This window comes from Rhodobacter sp. Har01, from assembly GCF_020564565.1.
GTDB lineage: Bacteria > Pseudomonadota > Alphaproteobacteria > Rhodobacterales > Rhodobacteraceae > Pseudogemmobacter.
Genome location: NZ_JAJCTD010000005.1, coordinates 90,963 through 111,582, shown reverse-complemented (window position 1 = coordinate 111,582; position 20,620 = coordinate 90,963). Strand labels below are relative to the sequence as shown.

Here is a 20,620-nt window from a genome sequence, read left to right as displayed (position 1 = left end):
CGTCCTGTGTTGAGGAAGCCGAGGATGCGTCAGGTCTGCCTTTTCCTTGTCCTGGGGGCCCTGCCCCTGGCGGCCGCCGCCGAGGGGGTGCCGATTGCCGGCATTCACCCGTCCGAGCGTCCCGCCGGGGCTCCGGTCCTGACCGAAATGGTCAAGGGCAGCGGCTGGCAAGCCCGGGCGCTGACTGGCGTGGAAGCGCCCATCCCGCCGTCGCTTGGCTTTCTCAAAAATCAGGGGGCCTGGTTCACGCCGTTCGATCACCCCGGCATGACAGGTCCTTACGACATCCGCCATTGGCATGGCGGGAACTGACCCCGGTCATCCGGCCGCGGGGAGGATTGCGAGACGGGTCGGAGGCCCCGACCCCAGGCAGTACAGAGGAGAACGAGGATGAAGAAATCGATCAAGGTCGGGCTGGCCGCACTGCTGGGCGCGAGCGCCATCGTCTCGGCCGCGTCCGTGCAGGCGCAAAACGCGCCTGGCTGGGTCTGCACGCAGTACACCTACACCGGCGAAGTCCAGGCTGACGCTGCGGGCATGGCCGGCATGGAAGGCATGGAAGGCATGGCCGGCATGGAGGGCATGGAAGGCATGGCCGGCATGGAGGGCATGGAAGGCATGGCCGGCATGGAAGGCATGGAGGGCATGGCCGGCATGGAAGGCATGGAAGGCATGGAAGGCATGGAGGGCATGGAAGGCATGGCCGGCATGGAGGGCATGGAAGGCATGGCCGGCATGGAAGGCATGGCTGGCATGGAGGGCATGGAAGGCATGGCCGGCATGGAGGGCATGGAAGGCATGGCCGGCATGGAGGGCATGGAAGGCATGGCCGGCATGGAGGGCATGGAAGGCATGGCCGGCATGGAGGGCATGGAAGGCATGGCTGGCATGGAGGGCATGGAAGGCATGGAAGGCATGGAAGGCATGGCCGGCATGGAAGGCATGGAAGGCGCTGCGACGCCCGAAGCCTCTGGCTGGAGCTGCACTCAGTACAGCCTGATGGGTGCCGACGAAGCCGGTGTCGTGAGCAGCTGGACCCCGCCGTCCAACTGATCCGAGACTTCCCGGTCCCGGGCGACATGATGTCGCCCGGGGCTCAAACCCACTCTTTTCCGGCGTGGATAAAATGGACAGCAAACAAACTACGGCACTCGTCGCCGTACTCGTCGTCGTCGCGGCGGGCATCTACATCACCAAGGGCGCAAAAGATCTCGGCATCGGCTGGAAGCCGACCGACGAGAGCGGATACGTCCGCACGGACGGAACGAAACCCGGTCAGCCGACCTGTGTTCGCTACGACCTGCGGGACGGCGCCTGGACCTGCACGGCCGTCGGCATGCCCTGAACGGCTGAAAATTCCGGCTTGGCCATAACGGCGGGGTGCATGACAATGCCCCGCCGAACGACTGACTGCCAGAAGGGACCGTGGCATGCCCAAGGTGCGTTTTCTTGAAGGTATGGGCTTCGGCCTGGCTGCGGCTGCTCTGGTCTTTCTGGCGACCTTTCTGCTGGCGTCTCAGCTGTACAAAAGCCCCGGGCCTGCCCCGGCGGCCTTTGTCCAGCCGACCGCCCTCGGGGCGACCGGTGCCGACGCCGGTGCCGAGAACGGTGCCGCCTCGGCCGGCCTGGAAACGGCCGCCGACACCCCCGCGGCGGGCGGCATCGACCTTGCCGCCGGACAGGCTGCCTTCAAGGCCTGCAAGGCCTGTCATACCGCCGACAAGGGCGGCAAGGCCATGACCGGCCCCAACCTCTGGGGTGTGGTGGGCCGTCCGGCTGCCAGCAACGCCGGCTTCAAGTATTCCGACGCGCTGACCGCGCTGGCCGGGCAGCCTTGGGATGCCGCCGCGCTGGACGCCTATCTGACCAGCCCGAAGGCCTATGCCAAGGGCACCAAGATGACCTTTGCCGGGCTGAAGAAACCCGGCGACCGCGCGAACCTGATCGCCTGGCTTGGCATGCAGTCCGACACCCCCGCGGTTCCCGAGGGTCTGGACCTCGTCGCCGCCAGCACGGGCACCGCCGAACCCGTCGATCCCTTTGCCGCCCTTGCCGACGACGCGGTGATCGACATCACGCCGATCCCCTATCCGCCGGGCGTGACATATGCCAACGCGCCGACCCTGACCGAGGCCGAACTGGCCGCGATCGAGGCAAAGGTCGTCGCACTTGAGGCGCTGCTGCCCACGCTGGATTATGAGCGCGCGCGTCACCATCCGATGCACTTCCCGCCGCAGATCGACACCGCGTCCAGCGCCGAATGCCTGGTCTGCCACCAGGAAATTCTGACCGCCCAGCCGCGGGCCACGTCGCCGGCGGGCCTGGACGCCGCCGCCAGCCTGGCCTGGTATCAGACGCTGGACACCTACGCCGGCGCGCAATCGGATTTCCATGTGCGCCACATCTCGGGCGACTATGCCCAGCAGGTGATGAAGCTGGAATGCACCTTCTGCCACAAGGGCAACGACCCGCGCGAGGAAAGCCCCGACATGATGCCGGGCCGCGATGCGTTCAGCGCCAGCGCGACGCCGGAATTCACCCTGCGCAAGATGGTGAACCCGTCGGAAACCTGCCTGCTGTGCCACGGCACCCACCCGGCCGAAAACATGGGCCTGGAGGGCAAATGGCATGACATCCATGCAAGTCTGGAGACTCCCGAGGCCCCGAACGGCTGCCTGTCCTGCCACGCGGAGAATTTCCGCACCAATCGGCACAACGTGAACTACCTGAACGCCGCGAACATCGAGGATATTGCCCGCAACGGCACGTCGGATTCGTGCTACGGTTGTCACGGGGGTCGGGCCTGGTATCGAATCCCCTATCCGTATCCGCGGACTCCCTGGCCCGGGATGGACACGACGACGGTGCCCGACTGGGCCAAGGACCGCCCGACCGCGTCAAAGCCCGAACACCAGTTGCCCCCGGCGCCGTGAGAGAAAGCCTGACCGATGACCAAGCCCTTTGACATCAAGCGCCTTGCAGGCCTTCTCACGCCCACCCGCCGCGCCTTTCTGCAAGGCGCCGCCGCCACCGCCACCACCGCGCTGGTGGGCGGCAAGGCCACCCCCGCCCGCGCCTTCGCCTATGAGCCCTACCCGACCGATGACGAGCTGACGACCGTCGTCACCTCCTGCGCGCACAACTGCGGCAGCCGGCACATGCTGGTGGCGCACAAGAAGGGCGACGTGATCGTCCGCCTTTCCACCGACAACGGCAGCTATCAGGGCGACGCCTACGGCACCGACACCGAGGAAAAGCCGCAACTGCGCGCCTGTCTGCGCGGCCGCAGCTATCGGCTGCGGCTGTATTCCCCCGAGCGGCTGCTGTACCCGATGAAGCGGGTGGGCGCGCGCGGCGAGGCCAAGTTCAAGCGCATCAGCTGGGATCAGGCACTGACCGAGATCTCCGAGCGGATGACGCATCTGAAGACCACCTACGGTCCGACCGCGATCCTTGACCAGAGCTATGCCGGCGCGTCCTTCGGCGTGCTGCACAAGTCGGACCAGATCGAGGGGCTGCTGGGCCGCTTCCTGGGCATGTTCGGCTGCCGCACCTCAAGCTGGTCGGTGCCCAGCTACCAGGGCACCACCTCGTCCAGCCGCTGGACCTTCGGCACCATCCAGGACGGCAACGAGGACGATGCCTTTGCCCATTCCAAGCTGATCGTGATGTGGGGCTGGAACCCGGCCTATACTTTCCACGGCGGCAACACCTTCTACTACATGCGGATGGCCAAGCAGCGTGGCTGCAAGTTCGTGCTGGTGGACCCGCAGTATACCGATTCAGCGGCCGCCTATGACGCCTGGTGGATTCCGATCAAGCCGGGCACCGATGCGGCGATGATGGCGGGCATGGCCTACCATATCTTCGCCACCGGCCGGCAGGATCAGGCCTTCATCGACCGCTTCGTGCAGGGCATGGACAAGGGCACCATGCCCGACTGGGCCGAGGGGCAGGAGAATTTCCGCGACTACATCGCCGGCCGCACCGACGGCATCCCGAAATCGCCCGAATGGGCCAGCGCCATCTGCGGCGTGCCCGCCGCCGACATCATCAAGCTGGCCGAACTCTACGCCGACACCAAGCCCGCCGCGCTCAAGGCCAGCTGGGCGCCGGGCCGCGCGGCCTATGGCGAGCAATACAACCGCATGGCCGCCGCGCTGCAGGCGATGACCGGCAACATCGGCGTGCTGGGCGGCTGCGCCGAGGGCGTCGGCAAAGGCTGGCACCCGGAGGGCATTGCCTACCCGCACGACGACAACGCCAACATCTGGTACGCCTCGATCAAGTCGGATCGCTGGGCGCATGCCGTGTTGAACTACCCCGACATCAAGCGCGAGGAGCTGGGCCTCTGGCCGCGCAAGGACAAGCTGGACGGGGTGATCCCCAATATCCGCGGCATCTTCTGGCAGGGATCGGACTGGCTGAACCAGCTGACCAACATCAACAAGGAAATCGCTGCCATCCGCAAGCTCGACAGCTATGGGACCGGTGAAAGCCTGCTGGTCTGCATGGACAGCACGATCACCCCCACCGGCATCTGGGCCGACTACCTCCTGCCCATCGCCACCCATTTCGAACGCCATGACGTGGCGCTGCCCTGGTACAAGGGGCACTACTACATCCACCGGCCCAAGGTCATCGAACCCATGGGGGAATCGAAGACCGATCTCCAGGTCTTCACCGAACTGGCTTACCGTCTTGGCTTTGGTCCGGGCTATAACCCCAAGGCCGACCGCAGCTATTTCGATGACCCCGACGCCGTGGACGAGGCCTATCTGGTGGATTGGTGGACGAACAAGGTGCAGGCCAAGCAAGGCGTCACCTGGACCTGGGACGAATTCAAGGCCCGCGGCGTGTACAAGTTCATCCTGGCCGAACCCCACATCGCCTTCCGCGATCAGATCGAGAAGGGCGAGGCCTTCCTGACCCCTTCGGGCAAGATCGAGATCTTTTCGACCAAGCTGGCACAGGTCAAGGACTGGACCCGAACGCAATGGGGCTATCCCATCCCGGCGATTCCGAAATGGATCGAGCCCTGGGAAAGCTTGAACAGCCCGAAGACGGCGGATTTCCCTTTCCACATGGTCACGCCGCACCCGCGCTGGCGGACGCATTCTATCTTCAACAACATCCCCTGGCTACGTGAGACCTTTGCCCAGGAAACCACGATGAACGCCTCGGATGCCAAGCGCCTTGGCATCGTCAGCGGCGACACCATCGAGGTCTGGAACGACCGCGGCAAGGTCGTCACCCCGGTTCATGTCACCGAACGCTGCATGCCCGGGGTGCTGGTGCTGCATGAAGGCGCCTGGATGGACATCGACGAGAATGGCGTCGACCGATCCGGCAACCCCGATTTCCTGACGTTGGACGAACCCTCGCCCGCCGGGGCCTTCGCCTACAACACCATCCTCGTCAACGCCAGGAAGACCGACCTCGCGCACCGCCCGGGCTGGGACCAGCTGGCCACCGCGCGCAGCACCGTCTTCCGGCGCGACCAATAGGGGGCGGGGTCATGGGAAACACCAACCTGGACAAGGGCAAGATCAAGGCCGCCGTGCTGAAGAAGAAGCGCGAGGTCTATGTGCCGGTGGTGCCGGATCAGCAGTTCGGCTTCATCCACCACAACGTCGATTGCATCGGCTGCCGCGCCTGCGAGATCGCCTGCAAGGACAAGAACGGTCTGCCCGCCGGCCCACGCTTCCGCCGGGTGCAATACATCGAGGGCGGCATCTACCCCGAGGTGTTCGCCTTCAAGGTGAACATGTCCTGCAACCATTGCGCCGAGCCGGCCTGCCTGCCGGCCTGCCCCACCGGCGCGATCTGGAAACGCCAGGACAACGGCGTGGTCGACATCGACAGCACGCTGTGCATCGGCTGCCGCAAGTGCGAGGCCGCCTGCCCCTACGGCGCGCCGCAGTTCAACGTGGAACTGAACATCGTCCAGAAGTGCAACATGTGCATTGATGAGCTTGAGGTCGGCCGCAAGCCCTACTGCGTGGCCGCCTGCATGATGCGGGTGCTGGACATCGGCCCGATCGACCAGATCGACGCCGGCACCTGGGACACCAAGGCGGTGGGGCAGAACGACACGCTGGTGCGCCAGGTCAAGGCGATGGCCGACCCGAACCTGACCAACCCCTCGATCCGCTTCGTGCCGCATTCCAAGGGCCGGGTGGACAATGGCTGAAGACTTCGCGCCGCTCGGGGACGACGTCGCGCAGCACTTTGCCCTTTGGGCCGAGGCGCTGGCGCCGCTGATCCGGCTGCACGACGCCGAACCCGACGCAGCGCTGATCGACGCGCTGCGGCAGGGCGGCTATGCCGAAGTGGCCGAGGCCCTGCTGGAGGGTCGCGCCGATGCGGCCCTGGCTGCCGGCTTTGCCCAGGTGCTGGACCAGATGCCGCAACCGCTGCCCGCCGCAGCGCTGGACGAACTGGCCGCCGACTACGCCGACGCCTACCTGAACCACGGCTTCCGTGCCGCGCCCTCCGGCTCGGTCTGGCTGACCGAGGACCACCTGGAACGCCAGGAACCGATGTTCGAGGTGCGCGCCTTCTATGCCCATTACGGCCTGTCGGTGCCCGACTGGCGCAAGCGGGCCGATGATCACCTGGTGCCCGAACTTCGCTTCGTGGCCCACCTTCTGGGCTTGGGCACGCCGCAGGCGCTGGCCGATGCCGAGGTCTTCCTTGACCGTCACCTGCTGCCCTGGCTGCCGGATTTCTGCCTGCGCATCGCCAGCCGGTCGCGGCAGCCCTTCCTGGCTGGGGTCGCGCTGCTGACCCGCGGGCTGCTGCTGGCCCTGCGCGACGATCTGGCCAGGGCCTCCGGCCGGCCGGTGCAGATTCTCGCCCACGCCTGGACGACCGAGGCCCTTCGCGCCGACCGTCAGGCCCGCGCCGAGGAAGAGCGTCCCTTCGTGCCGGGCCTCTCGGAAAGCTGGTAAGTCAGGATCATGAGCCGAACGCCCGTCATCGATGCAGATCGGTGCAGCCTTGGCCGGCTGGCCAGGGCCACCTGTTCGGCTTGCGCCCAGGCCTGCCCGCGCGCCGCCCTGACGGCAAGCGACGACGGGCTTGAGCTGGACCCCTCCGCCTGCTCCTCTTGCGGCGCCTGCGCCGCAGCCTGCCCGGCCGAGGCCATCAGCCTTGGCGGGATCGATCGGCCGGTGCCAGACCGCCGCACCGCGGTCGAGGCCTGGCTGGCCTGTCCGCGCCACCCGCTGGGCCATCGCGGTGGGGCGCCGCTCTGCCTGCAGGCCATCGGAATGGAAACCCTGGCGCGGTTCTGGCTGTCTGGACTGCGTCGCGTCGCCTGCCTGACGGCCGACTGCGCCACCTGCCCTGACGGCGCCGGGCTGCCGCTCGATGCCCGCGTTGCCGCCTTCAACGCGCTGCTCGCCTCGCGCGGGTTGCCGGCGCTTGGCTTCCGCAGCGCCCTGGCGCCCCCTCGCGGCGCGGCCCGGTTGCGGCCGGGCGATGCGGCAGAGCCTGACGCCGCCCGCCGGCGGATGTTCGGGTTGACCACCGCCAGCCCGCCGCGCCGCACCGCCCTGCCGCCCGCTCTGGCGCGCGTGCAGGGCCTGGGCGAAGGCACGGGCCGGCTGTTTGCCGATGTACCGCGGATCCTGCCATCGGCCTGCACCGGCTGCAACGCCTGCACGATGGTCTGCCCGACCGGCGCCATCAGCCTGATGCGAGACCAGACCGGCGGTCTGGCCTATGCTACCGATCCGGCCCTTTGCACCGGCTGCCGGCTTTGCCTCGACGTCTGCAGCGACACGGCCATCGTCCTTGACCGCCTTGCCCCCGCGGCAGACCCGCTGCGCCTGATCGCCTTCCATTGCCCGGGTTGCGGGGTCACCACATACCTTCCCGAAGGCAGTCCTCAGGCCGAGGCTGACCTCTGCCCGGTCTGCCGCAAGGGCCTGCGCGGCCAGCGCCTGCGTCATGTGATCGACTGAGCCGGCGGTGCCCGGACCGTCCCCGGCCCCACCGCTGGACCTTGACCGCCGCTTCCGCAAGGCGACTCGCGTTGCCGGCGCAGGCCAGACTGCCGGACAGCAAAAAGGGGTGGCCCTGAGGCCACCCCTTCCCGGATTGTCGCCTGTGCGGCGCCTGAAAGATCAGGCCAGCGCCAGGTTGATCGCCGATTCGCGGCCGTCACGGCCACGCTCGATGTCGAACGTCACGGCCTGGCCGTCGGCCAGATCACGGATGCCCGCACGTTCCATCGCCGAAATGTGGACGAACACGTCCTTCGACCCGCCTTCCGGCGCGATGAAACCGAAACCCTTGGTGTTGTTGAACCATTTCACGGTGCCATTGGCCATCGTGAATACTCCTGTCTTAGTCGCCACCCGCAGTATGCGATGGCCCGGCTTCGTCACGAGGAAGATCGATTGCTGAAGCCGTGAGGAGACAGAAGTTCGATGATCGAGTGGTGTCGCCCGGTCCACATGCGCCTTTTTGAGGCAAAAAACAAGCCATCGATCGAAAGAAACCCCTGCGCCGGCGGACGCCCGCGCAAGATCGGGCCGCGGGCGACCAGCTTCAAGACACCCGCCCGACCGGCAGACCCCGCGCGATTCAGGCCAGGGTGCCGGGCGTTGCTGTGATCCGCCAGGGCATCCGAGTCTGCCGAGGCCAGCGACGTCTGACCGTGCGGGTCAAGCCGCGCGCGCCACCGGCCTTGCGCAGCATAGCCCCCGGTCACAAGGCACCACGGGCAAGGTCGCGCAAGGCGCTGTGGCCCAGGATGCCGCTGCGTCGAAGCGCGGCGACCGGATAGGCATCGTCGCGCACCATCCGGTCCAGAGAGAACCCCGGTTCGATGCTGCGAAGCCTTTGCACATACCGTGCAGCAACCTCCACTTCACCTTGCGACGCGCAAAGCGCGGCGAGGTAACGCAGGCGCGGACGAAATGTCGGATCGGAAACCGGGATGCGATGTCATTCGCGCGCAGCTGGTGTTGATGGGCTTCCTCGAGTGATCTTCCGCCTGGGCGATCTCGCCTTCCGACCTGATCAGGGTCTTGCAGATGGCATTCCGTGCCATCAGGGCCGCGTCAAGGGGCATCCGGTTGCGCACCCTGTCGAGAAGAAGCGTGTCCGCAAGCGCCTCCGTCGCCTCGAACGTCAACGGCAGGATATCGTGGTGGTCGACCGGCGGGGCGCCGTTGCAGAGCATGATCCGCACCCCGGACCACAGCGTCCTGCCCGTCTGGCCCTGCTCGATCCGCACCCGCAAACCCATTTGTGCGCCCGACGCGTTGAACGCCTGGACCACCAGAGCGACAGGTTCGGCACCGGCGATCGGCTGCAGCGGCCGCCGGTAGACATCCACCGGCAGCGATTCCTGGACGCCGCGCTCAAGGCAGTCGATCAGAAAGTCCTCCGGCGCGCGGATCCGGTGATCGAAGCGATCATCGGGCCCGCGGCCGCCTTTCTCGACCGGGCACAAGGCGGCCTGCCGGCGGCGCAGACCAGGCTCGAAGAGGCCGAAGCCCGAGTTCTTGATGCCACGGCCGCGGGCGATGCCGCCGCACATCCCGCGGCGGTCGCAGCGCTTCATGCGGCGCTTGTCGCCATCAAATCGGCCGAGGCGACCTCGCCCGCAACGAAGGAAGCTAGGCCAACGGAAGCAGAGGTCATCGCTGCCCATGGTGAAATCGACATGCTCAGTCACGGCCGCAAGGGCGCCCTGCCCGCGATCCGCGCCAGGGCACGGCAGGCGTTCGAGGCCAGAGAGGAACACCTCGGTCGCAGCCTGATGCTGGAAGCGAACCGGTTGTCGCGCGCACGCCCGAAGGTGGCCGAGCCGCGAAACAGGGTCATGCTGGCAACGTCGCTGGCCGGGCCGATCGCCGCACTCCGAGACCTCAGTGCCGAAGCCGCCGCAGTGCGGCGCAAACTCGACCAACGGGCGCAGGCCTTCGCGGAGGCGCAACGCCCGATCGACATCTTCCGCCGCCTTGCCGGCATCTTCGGCTTACAGACAAGGGCGGACCCAACCATGAAACGCATCGTCAGCGGCATCGCGGGATCCGCGGTTTGTCTTGTCGCGCTCATCGCCGTCCCCTGTGCCGGATACGCGGCGCTGCCGGGACGGACGGAACCGTCACCGCTCCAGGTGCCCCAGTTCGCCGCGCTGTTCCTTTCGGTGATGACGCCCTTCTCGATCATCGCCTGGCTGTTCGACATGGAAACGACCGGCGGTTCGATTCAGATCCATTGCTTCGAATTCGTCCGCGGCATCTGCCTCGTCGACCTGCCGTCGTCGGAGGCCACACCATCCATCGCCGACATCCCGCGTTTCCCCCCGTTGCTGCACGCCGACTGGATGCCGCTGTTCTGCGCGATCCCCTGCATGGAGTCCGCGGGAGCTGGCTTCGCGCGAGCCTCCTTTTCGTCGGCGGAGAGGGCAACGGCATCCTTGGGTCGCAGGCCTCCCTCGACGCACATCATCTCAACGTCCTGACCGTCGCCGGCCTTGCCTTCGCGGGCGCGGATCTCTTCACGCTTCGGCTGTTTCTGCGGGCTGTGGTCAAGTTCGACCCGGCGACCGTGACCTTCCTGCACGCCTTTGCACATATGGTCTTGTCGGTGATCCTTGCCATCGTCCTCTTCCGCGTGACCGCAAGTGCCGAGGCCTTCGCCGGAGTGTGGACCGACTGGCTTTCCATCACCAAGCCGGCGGCGGCCTCGTCAAGTCACGATCCGGAACGGGGCCTGACCTGGCCCTGGCTGCTGATCGCTTTCGCCCTGGGGTTCCTGCCGGACAATGGGTTGCAGCATGTCCTGTGCAAGACCGGCCTTCCCTTCAAGGACCGTCACACCGAACAGGAAGCGCGCACGAAGATCGTGCCGCTGACGCTGCTTGACGGGGTTGATCCCCGTCGTGGCGTTCCGGCTGGAGAAAGCAAACATCCATGACGTGCAGAACCTTGCGACCGACAATCCGGTCATGCGGCACATCGAAAGTCCGCTCGGCATCTATCAGACGGTCGGCCGGGTTGCCCAGGCCCAGCTTAGCACCTTGGTAGGGCCGGAACGGTTCCTGGCCCCGAAAACGCTGAACACTCGCGCGATTTTCGACCTCAGGCGCGCCGTCTGTGGCGACGGCGCTACCGGCGTGCTGGTCGATGCAATTGCCGACCCGCTCTTGCTGGATGACCAACGCGACCGGGAGCTTCGCCAACAGGCCGGGTTTGCCCGGTTGCCGGCCTTCCAGCTGATCCCCGGCGAGGCTGGCGCCAATTCGGCCGAGGATCGGCACGCCGCGCTGCGCGCCACCCTGTGGCCGTGATCCTCAACGACCTGCACGCGTATCGGCTGCAGCGACTGTGGATGCACGTTGCGACGAAGCTTGGGATGGAAACCCTGCGTCACGGTGGGCGGTGACGAAACCGGTTGCGCACACCCTTCGCAGCTTCCTGCGCAACGCGGGCCGTGACCCCGCTTCATGGTTCCTGCGCTGCCTCTTGTCCTGGTCTCCTTGTCCCGTAGGTCCGCAGACGTCAGACCGTAGCTTTGCGTCATTGTCCGGTTTCCGGCGGGCAGCCGAAGTCCCTGCGCTGCCGGCCGCTGTCGCGGATCGGCTGAACTTCGGAACCGGCCATTCCTGCGGCCCATCGCGAAACCGCTATGTCCCTGCAAAGGCGACTTGAGCGTCAGCCCCACTCAGGGATTTCGCCATTCGCGTGACCATCGGATCGTAGATGCCGTTCTGGTCGGACGGATAAGTGATCTCGAAGACGTGGATCGTGCCGGCGGAGGTGTCGAACAGCACCTTGCGATAGAAGATGTCACCCCCGTTCAATCCCGACAGCACATACCAAGAGTTGCCCGCGGCTTCACAGCTGACCTGGTCATAGCCGGCCATCGGCGGTGCCAAAGGCCTGACTTTCGCCGTTCTCGGACGCGGGCTGCAGCAGGAACAGGCTTGCGTCATAGTCGATGCCGGCGCCAAAGCGCGGGTTCAGATAGCGGGTCCAGCCGGCCCTGGCGGCGACGGGGGCAAAGGGCGCGGCCGCCGGCGCTGCTGTCAAGGCCGCAGACGGGGCAGCCGCCGCAGCGAACTCGATCGGCTTCTACGGTACGAAGCCTGCGCCAAAGCGCAGCGTCGCGACCAGTTGGTCATGCAGGGCCTTCAGCTCGTCCTGGCTGGCGCTGCCGGTGTCCAGCGTGAAGATGAACCGCCGGCCGTCGCCGCGCGCCCGTTCGGTGACGTTCTGGATCGACGCGATGTTGTTGTAGGAATGGACGATCCGGGTCACCGGCTCGTGGTCGATGATGACGTTCTCGACCGACACGATATCGGAATAGCCCAACAGAGGTTCGTCCGGGAACCACCAGAACGACATGATCGAGAAGCGCCCGTCGGGGCTGGCCCACATCTTTTCGTCCGGGTCCTCGAAGGTGATCTGCCAGCCCTCGGGCATGCGGTAGGTCACGCCCGCCACCTCGACCTGCACGGGCAGGGCCAGGCCACTTGCGGCGCCCGCGCCGTCCGGAGGCGGCGGCACGGCGGCAACGCCCGGGGCGGCCGAGGGCGCGGCTGGGGCGATGGTTGCGCCCGCTCCGCAGGCCACCAGTTGCACGCCTTCGGCCAGCCCGATTCCGGCCAGGGCGGCGGTGAATTCCTCTGACTCCAGCGTCTCCGGCACGCCGGTCGCAACCACGGCCAGCGCCTGCCCGTCCGGCGCACACTGGTCCAGGAGGTGCAGCGTGAAATACCCCGGCACCATCGCGTTGCCCTGCACGTATTCCGCCTTGCTGCCCTGCCAGGCAAGGCTCTGCGCGGGGTTGCCCAGCACGGTGGAACGGCCGCGCAGGGCATCGGCGGGGATCTCGGACATGAGACCGCCGGGCCCGTTGACGGCATCGCCCTTCAGCACGGTGATCGAGGCCGAATAGACCGGCGGATAGATGACGAAACCGCTTGCATTGCTGATCTTGTTCCAGCCTTCCGGCAGGGCATAGACCACCAGCCCGCCCAGCGCGGTTTCCGGCTCGGCCTGCGCCGGCGCGTAACGCAGCGTCGCCATCATCTGCCCGATCACCTCGCGGTAGTCGTCCAGCGGGCGCCCCACCGTCAGGCCGGTGACCAGCAGGTGGTCCGATCCGTCCACCGGCTGGTCCGACACCAGCATCAGGATCTCGGCCTTCTGGGTCGGGCCCAGCATGGCGGTCATTTCCAGCCGCCGAAACGGCTGGCCGGCCACCGTCACCGCGGTTTCCGACAGGATCTCCGCCTCGGGCGGGGTGACGTTCTCGGGGCGGTCCGTCGCCAGGCCGAACATCGCCCCTTCCTGCGCCGACATGTCGCCGTTGAAGATCATGATCGTGTCATGCTCGTCCTGCATCACCGTCCAGTCGCCCGGATGGCGGAAGCTGTAGCCGGCCAGCGACTTCTCCGACCAGTCGGCGGGCGGCTCGAAACCGGCGACTTCGGGGGCCGCCGGGGCGGCGGGGACCTCGGCCGGCGGGGCCTCGGCGACCGCGGGGGCGGCACCTTCTTCCGGGTCCGTCACCATCGGCGCCGCGCCGCCATCGTCAGGCACCAGCGCGTCCAGCGAGGCGCCGTCATCCTCGATCCCGAAGGCATCGAGGTCGGCCTGGTCCTGTGCCAGGGCCGGGCCGGCCATCAGGGCCAGCACGGCGATCGTGTTCAGCAGCGGTTTCATGGCGGGTCCTTCATCAAGGCATCAGGGCAGTTGCGGCAGCCCGGTCATCGGCGGCATTCCGGGCAGCGTCTCCAGGTCGAAACTCTTCACCCCCTCGGCCATGCTGCGCTTCAGGATCTCGCCCATCATCTCGCCCTCGGGGCCGTCCAGCGGCATGTACTGCATCCCCTCTCCGCCCATCGCGGTGAAGACGCCGATGATCTCAAGCCCGGCGCTGGCCGAGCACTTGCGCTCGATGGTGACCTTGGCGCTGACCGCCTTGCGCGCGTGGCGCTTGACGGTGCAATCGCCCTTGGCCAGCGCGTCGTCGGTCAGAAAGCCGATGCTGCAGTTGTCGAAGCCGGCAATGTCGTCGTGCAGGGGCGCGCCCAGGGTGATGGCGGTGCCCGAGGTGATGCCGGGCGAAGCGGGCGACCATCCCGCCCCGGGCGCGTAGCGGCCGAACACCCAGGTGCCGCCGGCCAACATGGCGAAATCCACCTCCTGGGCCGGCCGGGCGGCATCGCTTGTCGTTTCGGTGGTGCTGCCGTCGGCGGCGATGCGGGTCACCATGCAGGATTGTGCGCCCTCGGTCAGCCGATAGCGCGACACCAGCGGCGTTTCCGGGGCACCGAACATCGCCGTCACCCGGTCGCCCGACATCACCAGCTTGCGCTCTTCCACGCCGCCTTCGGTCTCCAGCCGGACGGTGTCGGGGAACCCCGCCTTCAGCACCGCGTAAAGCGTCAGCTCGGCGCGGAAGGTGCCGTCCTCGCGCAGCCTGCCCGCCCATTCGCCGCCCGCGGGCAACGGCATGACCACGCGCGCCGGCCCGGTCACGCCGTAGGCGGTGACCTCAAGCCGGAACTTGCGGTTCAGCCGGGGTTTCAGGATCGTTTCGGCCTCGGCCACCTGGCCCTTCAGCTGCCGCACCCAGGCCCATTCGGCAACCTCCGGCATCACGCGGGTGGCCAGCAGCTTCTGCAGCACCGCCTTGTGCTCGGCCATGATCGCCTGCCGGATGGCCTCCTGGTCACCGAAGGACGATCCGCTGCAGTCGCCGTAGGTGGCCAGCAGCCCGTCGCGGAAGGCCAGCCCGACATAATCGTTCAGCACCCCGTCGATGTAGGTGTCGTAGGACTGGCCGTCCTTGCCCTCGGCGGCCAGATACAACTCCCAGGCCTTGATCTTCCAGTCCCGAACCTTGCGGCCGTTCGCCTTGTACCAGGCCTTGTAGCGGCAGGACCAGACATCGGTGGCAATCGCGGTCAGACCGGACTGCCACTGCGTCAGCGTCACGTCGGTGACGAACAGCGCCACGCCGCCGATCTGCAGCGCGCCCCAGCCCCAGCGGCTGATCGCATAGCTGAGGTAGGCCTTCAATCCGCCGGTCGCGGCGGCCCTGTCATCGCCCTTCGACACATCGCGCGCCATCTGGGCCAGGGCAACGATCAGGCCCAGGTTGTTCAGGGCCTGGTTGGTCGGGCCCAGGGCGTCGATCCACAGCGCGCTTTCGGCCATGGTGCCAATGGCGTTGACGGCGCCCACGCTCAGCCCCAGCGTCTGCATCGCCATGTCGACCGAGGCCGACTCCTGCCGGGCCCGGTCGCGATCCGCAAGCGCCTGCCCCAGGCCCAGCACCGCTGCGTCCGGCAGGCCTTTCCCGGCGGCATCCTTGGCCAGACGGAACCCGGTGACCGTCTCGCCCGGGCCCTTGCCCTCGGTCACGACCTCGATCAGCGGGCTGACAATGGTGTCAAGCTGCTGTGCCGTACCACTGCCGGCCAGGGTCAGCGACACCGACAGGACAAGCATGCCCGCCCATCGGACCAGTGCCGCAAGCGCCTGCGAGGCCGACAGTCTCAAGAAGCTCTGCATCGCAAGGTTCCCTGTCTGACCGACCCAGGACTTTTCGCGCCAGGCGCCTAAGGGTCATGCGTCACGACTGGGACGAGTGTATCCGACTGGAAACCTCGCGCGCGCGGCACAGTGTCGCGAAAGCGGCTTGGCCAGACGACAGGGACGGGTCGGTTTTCCAGGGCATGCAAATTGCCGCCAATGCTTGCACGCCCACCAATTGCCGCCCCTTACGACCAGAGCACTTGGACCATGAGCGCCTTGTCAAACGCGGGCCAGTTCAGGGTCATGCAGGCCGATGTGTTCGGTCTGCTCATCGACCCCAGCTCTCACGCCGGATTCAAAAGATGAATCCCTCACAGGATTGGTGCAACAAAGCCCCGGCAGCCGGACAGGATTGCCTGGTTCGTGACTGGCCGCAGAGAATTCCCTGGCTGTTCAAGAGAAACCGCCAGGCCGGCAGGGTCTTTCGCTTCGCTCGCGGTCCGCGACGGCGCTGCGGGGTCCCGCCCCGAGACCCGACGGCCGGCCGCCCTGCTTCGTGGACACCTGGTTCAGTAGCCTCTTTCCGGGTCGGCGACGGCTTGTGAGGTTCCGGTCGCGTGGAACTGGCGGATGTTGCCGGCAATCACCGCGGCGCCGGTCTGCGGATCGATGTAGGACGCCACATGCGGGGTGATGCGGATCTTCGGGTGAGCCCAGAACGGGTGGCCGGCGGGCAGCGGCTCGGTCCGGAACACGTCCAGCGTGGCACCGCCGATCTGGCCGCTGTCCAGCGCCGCCAGAAGATCGGCCTCGACCAGATGCGCGCCGCGGCCGGCATTGATCAGCCTTGCGCCCCGGGGCAGGGCCGCGAACAGCCGGGCATCAAGGATGTCGCGGGTCGCGGGGGTCAGCGGCAGCAGGCCGACCAGGATTTCGCTTCGCGCCAGGAATGGCATCAGGCCCTCCGGCCCGGCGAAGACGGTCACGTCCTTGACCGGCGTGCCGGTGCGCGACCATCCGGCCACGTCAAAGCCCAGGGCCACGAGGGTTTCGGCACAGGCGCGGGCGATCTGGCCCAGGCCCATGATCCCCACCCGGCGCTGCCCGGCGACGGGGGTGACGATCTGGCGCCATTCGCCGCGAGCCTGCTGGGCATCGGTCACCGCCAGGTCGCGGTGCTGCGCCAGGACGTGGAGCGCCACGTATTCGCGCAGGCGCTGCACCATGTCGGGGCCGGTGGTGCGCAGGATCGGCAGATGCCTGGGCAACAGCGGATCGCGCAGCACGTGGTCCACGCCCGCGCCCACCGAGACCACGGCGCGCAGGTTCGGAAACCGCGCCATGGCGCCTTCCGGCGGGGCCCAGACGACGGCATATTCCACCGCCGCCGGATCGCCCGGATCGTCCAGATCGCGGACCTGGAACTCGGGCAGAAGGCCGGTCAGCAGGCGAACCCAGTCCCGGGTTTCCTCGTCATCGCCCAGATAGACCACGATCGACATGACGTCCCCCTTCAGGCCTTCAACCCGGCCTCGATGCCGGTCCAGAGCGCACCGTATTCGTCCACCGTCACCTGCCACGCCGCGCCCTGATCGCGCGCGAAGCTGCGTTCCGCGGCCGACCAGGCGGGCATGATCCAGGGCTTGCCCGCGGCGCGCGCGGCGGCGGCGATGCGGGTCAGGTCGGCGTAATCGGCCTCGGTCTTGGCATAGGTGCCGCGGCCGCGGCTGAGCGACAGGTCGAACGGCCCGGCAAAGACGCCGTCGACCGTGGGCAGGGCAAGGATCGCCTCGACCTCGGCCAGCGCCTCGGCGCTTTCGATCATCGGCAGGCACAGGGTGCCGGCATCTTCGCGGCTGAAGTAGTCCTGCGTCACCGCGTCATAGCGCGCCGGTCGGGTGCCCGAAAAGCTGCGGGCGCCCAAGGGCGGATACTTCGCCGCGGCGGTGACCTTGCGGGCGTGGTCCACCCCGCCGATATGCGGAATGATCACGCCGTGGCAGCCGATGTCCAGCGCCTGCTGGATGGGAATCGTCTCGGGCCCCAGCACCTTGGCATAGACCTTCGCCCCCAGGGCGCGGATCAGCGCCACCAGCTTGTCGGTGGGGTCCAGATCAAAATAGCCGTGCTCGATGTCCAGCACGAAGCGGCGGCAACCCAGGCCGAAGGCAATTTCGACCAGTTGATGGTGCGGCGTGGACAGCCAGACCGCATGCGGCGATATTTCAGACACCGGCACCCTCCATTCCATTCATTTCCAGCATCGCGCGAATGTCGACCAGGTCCTGCAGTCGCTCGCCATGCTCCAGCCGGGTGATCCAGCCGCCCTCGTCGGCCTGGTCGGCCAGCGCCACCTCGATCAGCCGGTCCAGCCGCGACGGCGGCAGCACGACCACACCGCAGTCGTCGGCCAGCACCGGGTCGCCGGGGTTGACGGCGACGCCGCCGATGCTGACGGGGACGTTGAAACCGCCGCCCAGGTTCAGAAGCTTGGTGGTGATGGCCGAGGTGGCGCGGGCCCAGGTTGGCACGCCGGCGGCGCGGATTGCGGCGGGGTCGGTGACGGCGCCGTCGATGATCACCCCGGCCAGGCCACGGATGCGGGCGACGGCGGCCATGAAGCCACCCCAGCAGGCGTGGCGGGTGTCGCCGGCGCGGTCGATCACCAGCACATCGCCCGGCCGGACCCGGTCCATCGCGTGATAGAGCAGCGTCGAATCCGCCCCGGCGATCTGCACCGTCACCGCGGCGCCGGCCACCCGCGGGCCTTCGATCAGCGGGCGCAGGCCGGGGTCGGCAAAGCCCGCGTGCAGGTAATGGCCCAGCGTCGCGGCCTCGACCTGGGCCAGCCGGGCGGCGCGGTCGGGGGCCAGTTGCGGCGGCAGGGGTTCAAGGCGGTAGAGGTCGCTCATTGCGGCGTCCTTTCGGGGTCGGTCGGGAACAGGCGAAGGTCGCGGGGCGAAAAGGCGATGCGCGCGGCCTCGCCCGGCGTGGGCATCGGCCCGCCGTCGTTCTGCTGGCGCAGGACGAGCCGGCTGCCGTCGGCCATCCGGTAGACCAGCCGCAGATCGGTGCCGATGAAGTCCAGCTCTTCCAGCCGTCCCTCGGGGGCATCTGTCCCGCCGCCGCGGCGCAGGCGTTCCGGCCGGATCGCCAGGGTGACGGCGTCACCGGCGGCCACCGCCGACGGCGGCAGGGTCATGCGGCGGCCAAGGGTTTCCACCACCGTTCCGGCTGCGCCGGACGACACCACCCGACCGGCGATCAGGTTGGTCTCGCCGATGAACTGGGCCGCATACAGGCTTTGCGGCGCGTCATAGAGGCCGGTCGGCGTGTCAAGCTGCACGATCCGGCCGCCCTGCATCAGGGCGATCCGGTCGGACATGGTCAGCGCCTCTTCCTGGTCATGGGTGACGAAGACGAAGGTGATGCCCAGCCGCCGCTGCATCGCCTTCAACTCCAGCTGCATCTCCTTGCGCAGCTTGAGGTCCAGCGCGCCAAGCGGTTCGTCCAGCAACAGCACCTGTGGCTCGTTTACCAGCGCGCGGGCAAGTGCCGCCCGCTGCTGCTGACCGCCCGAAAGCTGCGACGGCTTGCGGTCGGCCAGACCCTGCAGTTGCACCATCTCCAGCGCCGCCATCGCCCTTGCCCGCTGTTCGGCCCGCGACAGCCGGCGCACCCGCAGCGGGAAGGCCACGTTGTCCAGCACGCTTAGATGCGGGAACAGCGCGTAGTTCTGGAACACCGTATGCACCGGGCGCTGGAACGCCGGCACTTCCGAGACGTCGCGGCCGCCCAGAAGGACATGCCCCTCGGTCGGCAGCTCGAAGCCGGCGATCAGGCGCAGAGTGGTGGTCTTGCCGCAGCCTGAAGCCCCCAGCAAGGTGAAGAACTCACCGGCGCGGATGGCCAGGTCCAGATGGTCAACGGCGGTGAAGCTGCCGAAGCGCTTGGCAACGCCGCGCAACTCGACCGCAACGGCGGGATCGGAGGGGTCACTCATGGCGTTCCATTCCACTGGTGCGGCGGCGGACAGGCGCCCGCCGCCACCCCTTGCTGGTTACTGGGCTGCCTTCACCTTGGTCCAGCCGTCCTGGTACAGCTTCATCGCATCGCCGAGATCGAGGATGAAATCGGCCTTGGCGATGGTCGCCTCGTCCGGGAACACCGCCGAGTTGTTGGCGATCTCGGCGGGCAGCAGTGCCTTGGACTCGGTCACCACGGTCGCCGTCTTGGTCAGCGTGGTGGTCTTGGCGGCGACTTCCGGGCGCAGGATGTAGGACAGGAACTTGTAGGCCGCCTCGGGGTTCGGCGCGTCCGCCAGGATCGCGTAACCGTCGATCCACATCGTGCCGCCTTCTTCCGGCAGCACATAGACCACGTCGGGGTTGGTCTCGATGGCCTGCAGCACCGACGAGGACCAGCTTTCCACGATGCAGGCCTCGCCCGAAGAGACGAGGTCGGCGAAATTGGTGCTGTTGTAGCCGGCCAGCATCGCCTTCTGCGCGATCAGCGTCTCGGTCGCCTTCTCGATCTCGGCCGGGTCGGTGGTGTTGGCATCGAAGCCGTTCACCTGCAGGCCGGCGATATAGGCCGCCAGCATGTTGTCCAGCATGTAGACACGGCCTTTGTACTTCTCGTCGAACAGCGACTTCCAGCTGGTGATCGGTTCGTCGACGCAGGTCTTGTTGTAGGCAAGGCCGGTGGTACCCCAGACGTAAGGAATGGAATACTTGTTGCCGGGGTCGTAGCTGACCTCTTTGAACGAGGCGCCGATCTTGTCGTAGGTGTCGATCTTGGCGTGGTCCAGTTCGACGATCTTGCCGCGGTTGATCAGGATCTGCACCGCGTATTGCGACGGGTTCACCAGGTCGTAGCCCGAGCCGCCGGCATCCAGCTTGGCGATCATCGACTCGTTGCTGTCGAAGGTGTCGAAGGTGACGGCGATGCCGGTCTCGGCCTCGAAATCGGCCAGCACCTCATCGGGCATCTCGTTCGCCCAGCCGAAGATGCGCAGGTCTTCGGCAAGGGCCGGGCAGGCCGCCAGCAGGGCGGCGGCGGAAACGGCAAGGGCAAGTCTGGGGGTCTTCATCGGGCAAACTCCG

At 67.3% G+C, this 20,620-nt stretch carries 22 protein-coding genes; 11 read left to right on the top strand and 11 right to left on the bottom strand.

Annotated features, from left to right (window positions below):
- The first annotated feature begins 24 nt into the window (after positions 1-24).
- From LHP98_RS13365 to LHP98_RS13330, 8 genes are all read left to right on the top strand, one after another.
- A complete protein-coding gene (locus LHP98_RS13365; protein WP_227253042.1) occupies positions 25-312 on the top strand; it encodes a hypothetical protein in 288 nt (95 codons plus the stop codon).
- A 78-nt stretch (positions 313-390) separates the two neighbouring features.
- Complete coding sequence (locus LHP98_RS13360; RefSeq protein WP_227253041.1) at positions 391-1,053, top strand: hypothetical protein; 663 nt, start codon at positions 391-393, stop codon at positions 1,051-1,053.
- Between the two features lie 73 nt (positions 1,054-1,126).
- Entirely contained in the window at positions 1,127-1,345 is a 219-nt protein-coding gene (locus LHP98_RS13355; RefSeq protein WP_227253040.1) for a hypothetical protein, read from the top strand.
- Between the two features lie 85 nt (positions 1,346-1,430).
- Positions 1,431-2,933 carry a c-type cytochrome gene (locus tag LHP98_RS13350; protein ID WP_227253039.1) on the top strand — a complete coding sequence of 501 codons (1,503 nt, stop codon included), beginning with the start codon at positions 1,431-1,433 and terminating at the stop codon, positions 2,931-2,933.
- Between the two features lie 15 nt (positions 2,934-2,948).
- Entirely contained in the window at positions 2,949-5,507 is a 2,559-nt protein-coding gene (locus LHP98_RS13345) for a molybdopterin-dependent oxidoreductase (protein ID WP_227253038.1), read from the top strand.
- An 11-nt stretch (positions 5,508-5,518) separates the two neighbouring features.
- Positions 5,519-6,193, top strand: a complete 675-nt coding sequence (locus LHP98_RS13340; RefSeq protein ID WP_227253037.1) for a 4Fe-4S dicluster domain-containing protein — start codon at positions 5,519-5,521, stop codon at positions 6,191-6,193.
- Positions 6,186-6,953: a molecular chaperone gene (locus LHP98_RS13335; RefSeq protein ID WP_227253036.1), complete on the top strand. Its 768-nt coding sequence runs from the start codon at positions 6,186-6,188 to the stop codon at positions 6,951-6,953. Before LHP98_RS13340 ends, LHP98_RS13335 begins: the two co-directional genes overlap by 8 nt.
- Positions 6,954-6,962: 9 nt before the next feature.
- Positions 6,963-7,970 (top strand): 4Fe-4S dicluster domain-containing protein, encoded by a 1,008-nt coding sequence (locus LHP98_RS13330; protein WP_227253035.1) that lies wholly within the window; start codon positions 6,963-6,965, stop codon positions 7,968-7,970.
- 162 nt (positions 7,971-8,132) lie between these two features.
- On the opposite strand, the gene LHP98_RS13325 is transcribed toward LHP98_RS13330, so the two are convergent.
- Together LHP98_RS13325 and LHP98_RS13320 are read right to left on the bottom strand one after the other, a co-directional pair.
- On the bottom strand, positions 8,133-8,339 hold the full coding sequence (locus LHP98_RS13325; protein WP_227253034.1) for a cold-shock protein: 207 nt from the start codon (positions 8,337-8,339) through the stop codon (positions 8,133-8,135).
- A 379-nt stretch (positions 8,340-8,718) separates the two neighbouring features.
- Complete coding sequence (locus LHP98_RS13320) at positions 8,719-8,859, bottom strand: hypothetical protein (protein WP_227253033.1); 141 nt, start codon at positions 8,857-8,859, stop codon at positions 8,719-8,721.
- 136 nt (positions 8,860-8,995) lie between these two features.
- On the opposite strand from LHP98_RS13320, the gene LHP98_RS13315 reads away from it, so the two are divergent.
- From LHP98_RS13315 to LHP98_RS13305, 3 genes are all read left to right on the top strand, one after another.
- Positions 8,996-10,486 carry a hypothetical protein gene (locus LHP98_RS13315; RefSeq protein WP_227253032.1) on the top strand — a complete coding sequence of 497 codons (1,491 nt, stop codon included), beginning with the start codon at positions 8,996-8,998 and terminating at the stop codon, positions 10,484-10,486.
- Positions 10,487-10,548: 62 nt separating this feature from the next.
- Positions 10,549-10,941: a hypothetical protein gene (locus tag LHP98_RS13310; RefSeq protein WP_227253031.1), complete on the top strand. Its 393-nt coding sequence runs from the start codon at positions 10,549-10,551 to the stop codon at positions 10,939-10,941.
- On the top strand, positions 10,907-11,314 hold the full coding sequence (locus LHP98_RS13305) for a hypothetical protein (protein ID WP_227253030.1): 408 nt from the start codon (positions 10,907-10,909) through the stop codon (positions 11,312-11,314). Before LHP98_RS13310 ends, LHP98_RS13305 begins: the two co-directional genes overlap by 35 nt.
- Positions 11,315-11,650: 336 nt before the next feature.
- On the opposite strand, the gene LHP98_RS13300 is transcribed toward LHP98_RS13305, so the two are convergent.
- The 9 genes from LHP98_RS13300 to LHP98_RS13260 all read right to left on the bottom strand — a co-directional run bounded on the left by LHP98_RS13300 (position 11,651) and on the right by LHP98_RS13260 (position 20,607).
- Positions 11,651-11,890: a hypothetical protein gene (locus LHP98_RS13300; protein ID WP_227253029.1), complete on the bottom strand. Its 240-nt coding sequence runs from the start codon at positions 11,888-11,890 to the stop codon at positions 11,651-11,653.
- On the bottom strand, positions 11,877-12,056 hold the full coding sequence (locus tag LHP98_RS13295; RefSeq protein ID WP_227253028.1) for a hypothetical protein: 180 nt from the start codon (positions 12,054-12,056) through the stop codon (positions 11,877-11,879). Before LHP98_RS13295 ends, LHP98_RS13300 begins: the two co-directional genes overlap by 14 nt.
- A 42-nt stretch (positions 12,057-12,098) precedes the next feature.
- Complete coding sequence (locus tag LHP98_RS13290) at positions 12,099-13,694, bottom strand: hypothetical protein (RefSeq protein WP_227253027.1); 1,596 nt, start codon at positions 13,692-13,694, stop codon at positions 12,099-12,101.
- 21 nt (positions 13,695-13,715) lie between these two features.
- Positions 13,716-15,551: a hypothetical protein gene (locus tag LHP98_RS13285; protein ID WP_227253026.1), complete on the bottom strand. Its 1,836-nt coding sequence runs from the start codon at positions 15,549-15,551 to the stop codon at positions 13,716-13,718.
- A gap of 533 nt (positions 15,552-16,084) precedes the next feature.
- Entirely contained in the window at positions 16,085-17,017 is a 933-nt protein-coding gene (locus LHP98_RS13280; RefSeq protein ID WP_227253025.1) for a 2-hydroxyacid dehydrogenase, read from the bottom strand.
- Between the two features lie 11 nt (positions 17,018-17,028).
- Positions 17,029-17,748, bottom strand: coding sequence for an HpcH/HpaI aldolase family protein (locus tag LHP98_RS13275; RefSeq protein WP_227253024.1), 720 nt, complete (start codon positions 17,746-17,748; stop codon positions 17,029-17,031).
- A complete protein-coding gene (locus LHP98_RS13270; RefSeq protein ID WP_227253023.1) occupies positions 17,741-18,427 on the bottom strand; it encodes an RraA family protein in 687 nt (228 codons plus the stop codon). The genes LHP98_RS13275 and LHP98_RS13270 overlap by 8 nt, the downstream gene beginning before the upstream one ends.
- Positions 18,424-19,518, bottom strand: coding sequence for an ABC transporter ATP-binding protein (locus tag LHP98_RS13265; RefSeq protein WP_227253022.1), 1,095 nt, complete (start codon positions 19,516-19,518; stop codon positions 18,424-18,426). Before LHP98_RS13265 ends, LHP98_RS13270 begins: the two co-directional genes overlap by 4 nt.
- Positions 19,519-19,575: 57 nt before the next feature.
- The gene (locus LHP98_RS13260; RefSeq protein ID WP_227253021.1) at positions 19,576-20,607 is read right to left on the bottom strand and encodes an ABC transporter substrate-binding protein; all 1,032 of its coding nucleotides are present in this window, start codon (positions 20,605-20,607) and stop codon (positions 19,576-19,578) included.
- Between the last annotated feature and the right edge of the window lie 13 nt (positions 20,608-20,620).

Bases quoted from the DNA above. Each gene is read 5' to 3' on its own strand.
- LHP98_RS13365 (WP_227253042.1), top strand. From the start codon at position 25: ATGCGTCAGGTCTGCCTTTTCCTTGTCCTGGGGGCCCTGCCCCTGGCG.
- LHP98_RS13360 (WP_227253041.1), top strand. From the start codon at position 391: ATGAAGAAATCGATCAAGGTCGGGCTGGCCGCACTGCTGGGCGCGAGC.
- LHP98_RS13355 (WP_227253040.1), top strand. From the start codon at position 1,127: ATGGACAGCAAACAAACTACGGCACTCGTCGCCGTACTCGTCGTCGTC.
- LHP98_RS13350 (WP_227253039.1), top strand. From the start codon at position 1,431: ATGCCCAAGGTGCGTTTTCTTGAAGGTATGGGCTTCGGCCTGGCTGCG.
- LHP98_RS13345 (WP_227253038.1), top strand. From the start codon at position 2,949: ATGACCAAGCCCTTTGACATCAAGCGCCTTGCAGGCCTTCTCACGCCC.
- LHP98_RS13340 (WP_227253037.1), top strand. From the start codon at position 5,519: ATGGGAAACACCAACCTGGACAAGGGCAAGATCAAGGCCGCCGTGCTG.
- LHP98_RS13335 (WP_227253036.1), top strand. From the start codon at position 6,186: ATGGCTGAAGACTTCGCGCCGCTCGGGGACGACGTCGCGCAGCACTTT.
- LHP98_RS13330 (WP_227253035.1), top strand. From the start codon at position 6,963: ATGAGCCGAACGCCCGTCATCGATGCAGATCGGTGCAGCCTTGGCCGG.
- LHP98_RS13325 (WP_227253034.1), bottom strand. From the start codon at position 8,339: ATGGCCAATGGCACCGTGAAATGGTTCAACAACACCAAGGGTTTCGGT.
- LHP98_RS13300 (WP_227253029.1), bottom strand. From the start codon at position 11,890: ATGGCCGGCTATGACCAGGTCAGCTGTGAAGCCGCGGGCAACTCTTGG.
- LHP98_RS13290 (WP_227253027.1), bottom strand. From the start codon at position 13,694: ATGAAACCGCTGCTGAACACGATCGCCGTGCTGGCCCTGATGGCCGGC.
- LHP98_RS13285 (WP_227253026.1), bottom strand. From the start codon at position 15,551: ATGCAGAGCTTCTTGAGACTGTCGGCCTCGCAGGCGCTTGCGGCACTG.
- LHP98_RS13280 (WP_227253025.1), bottom strand. From the start codon at position 17,017: ATGTCGATCGTGGTCTATCTGGGCGATGACGAGGAAACCCGGGACTGG.
- LHP98_RS13270 (WP_227253023.1), bottom strand. From the start codon at position 18,427: ATGAGCGACCTCTACCGCCTTGAACCCCTGCCGCCGCAACTGGCCCCC.
- LHP98_RS13265 (WP_227253022.1), bottom strand. From the start codon at position 19,518: ATGAGTGACCCCTCCGATCCCGCCGTTGCGGTCGAGTTGCGCGGCGTT.
- LHP98_RS13260 (WP_227253021.1), bottom strand. From the start codon at position 20,607: ATGAAGACCCCCAGACTTGCCCTTGCCGTTTCCGCCGCCGCCCTGCTG.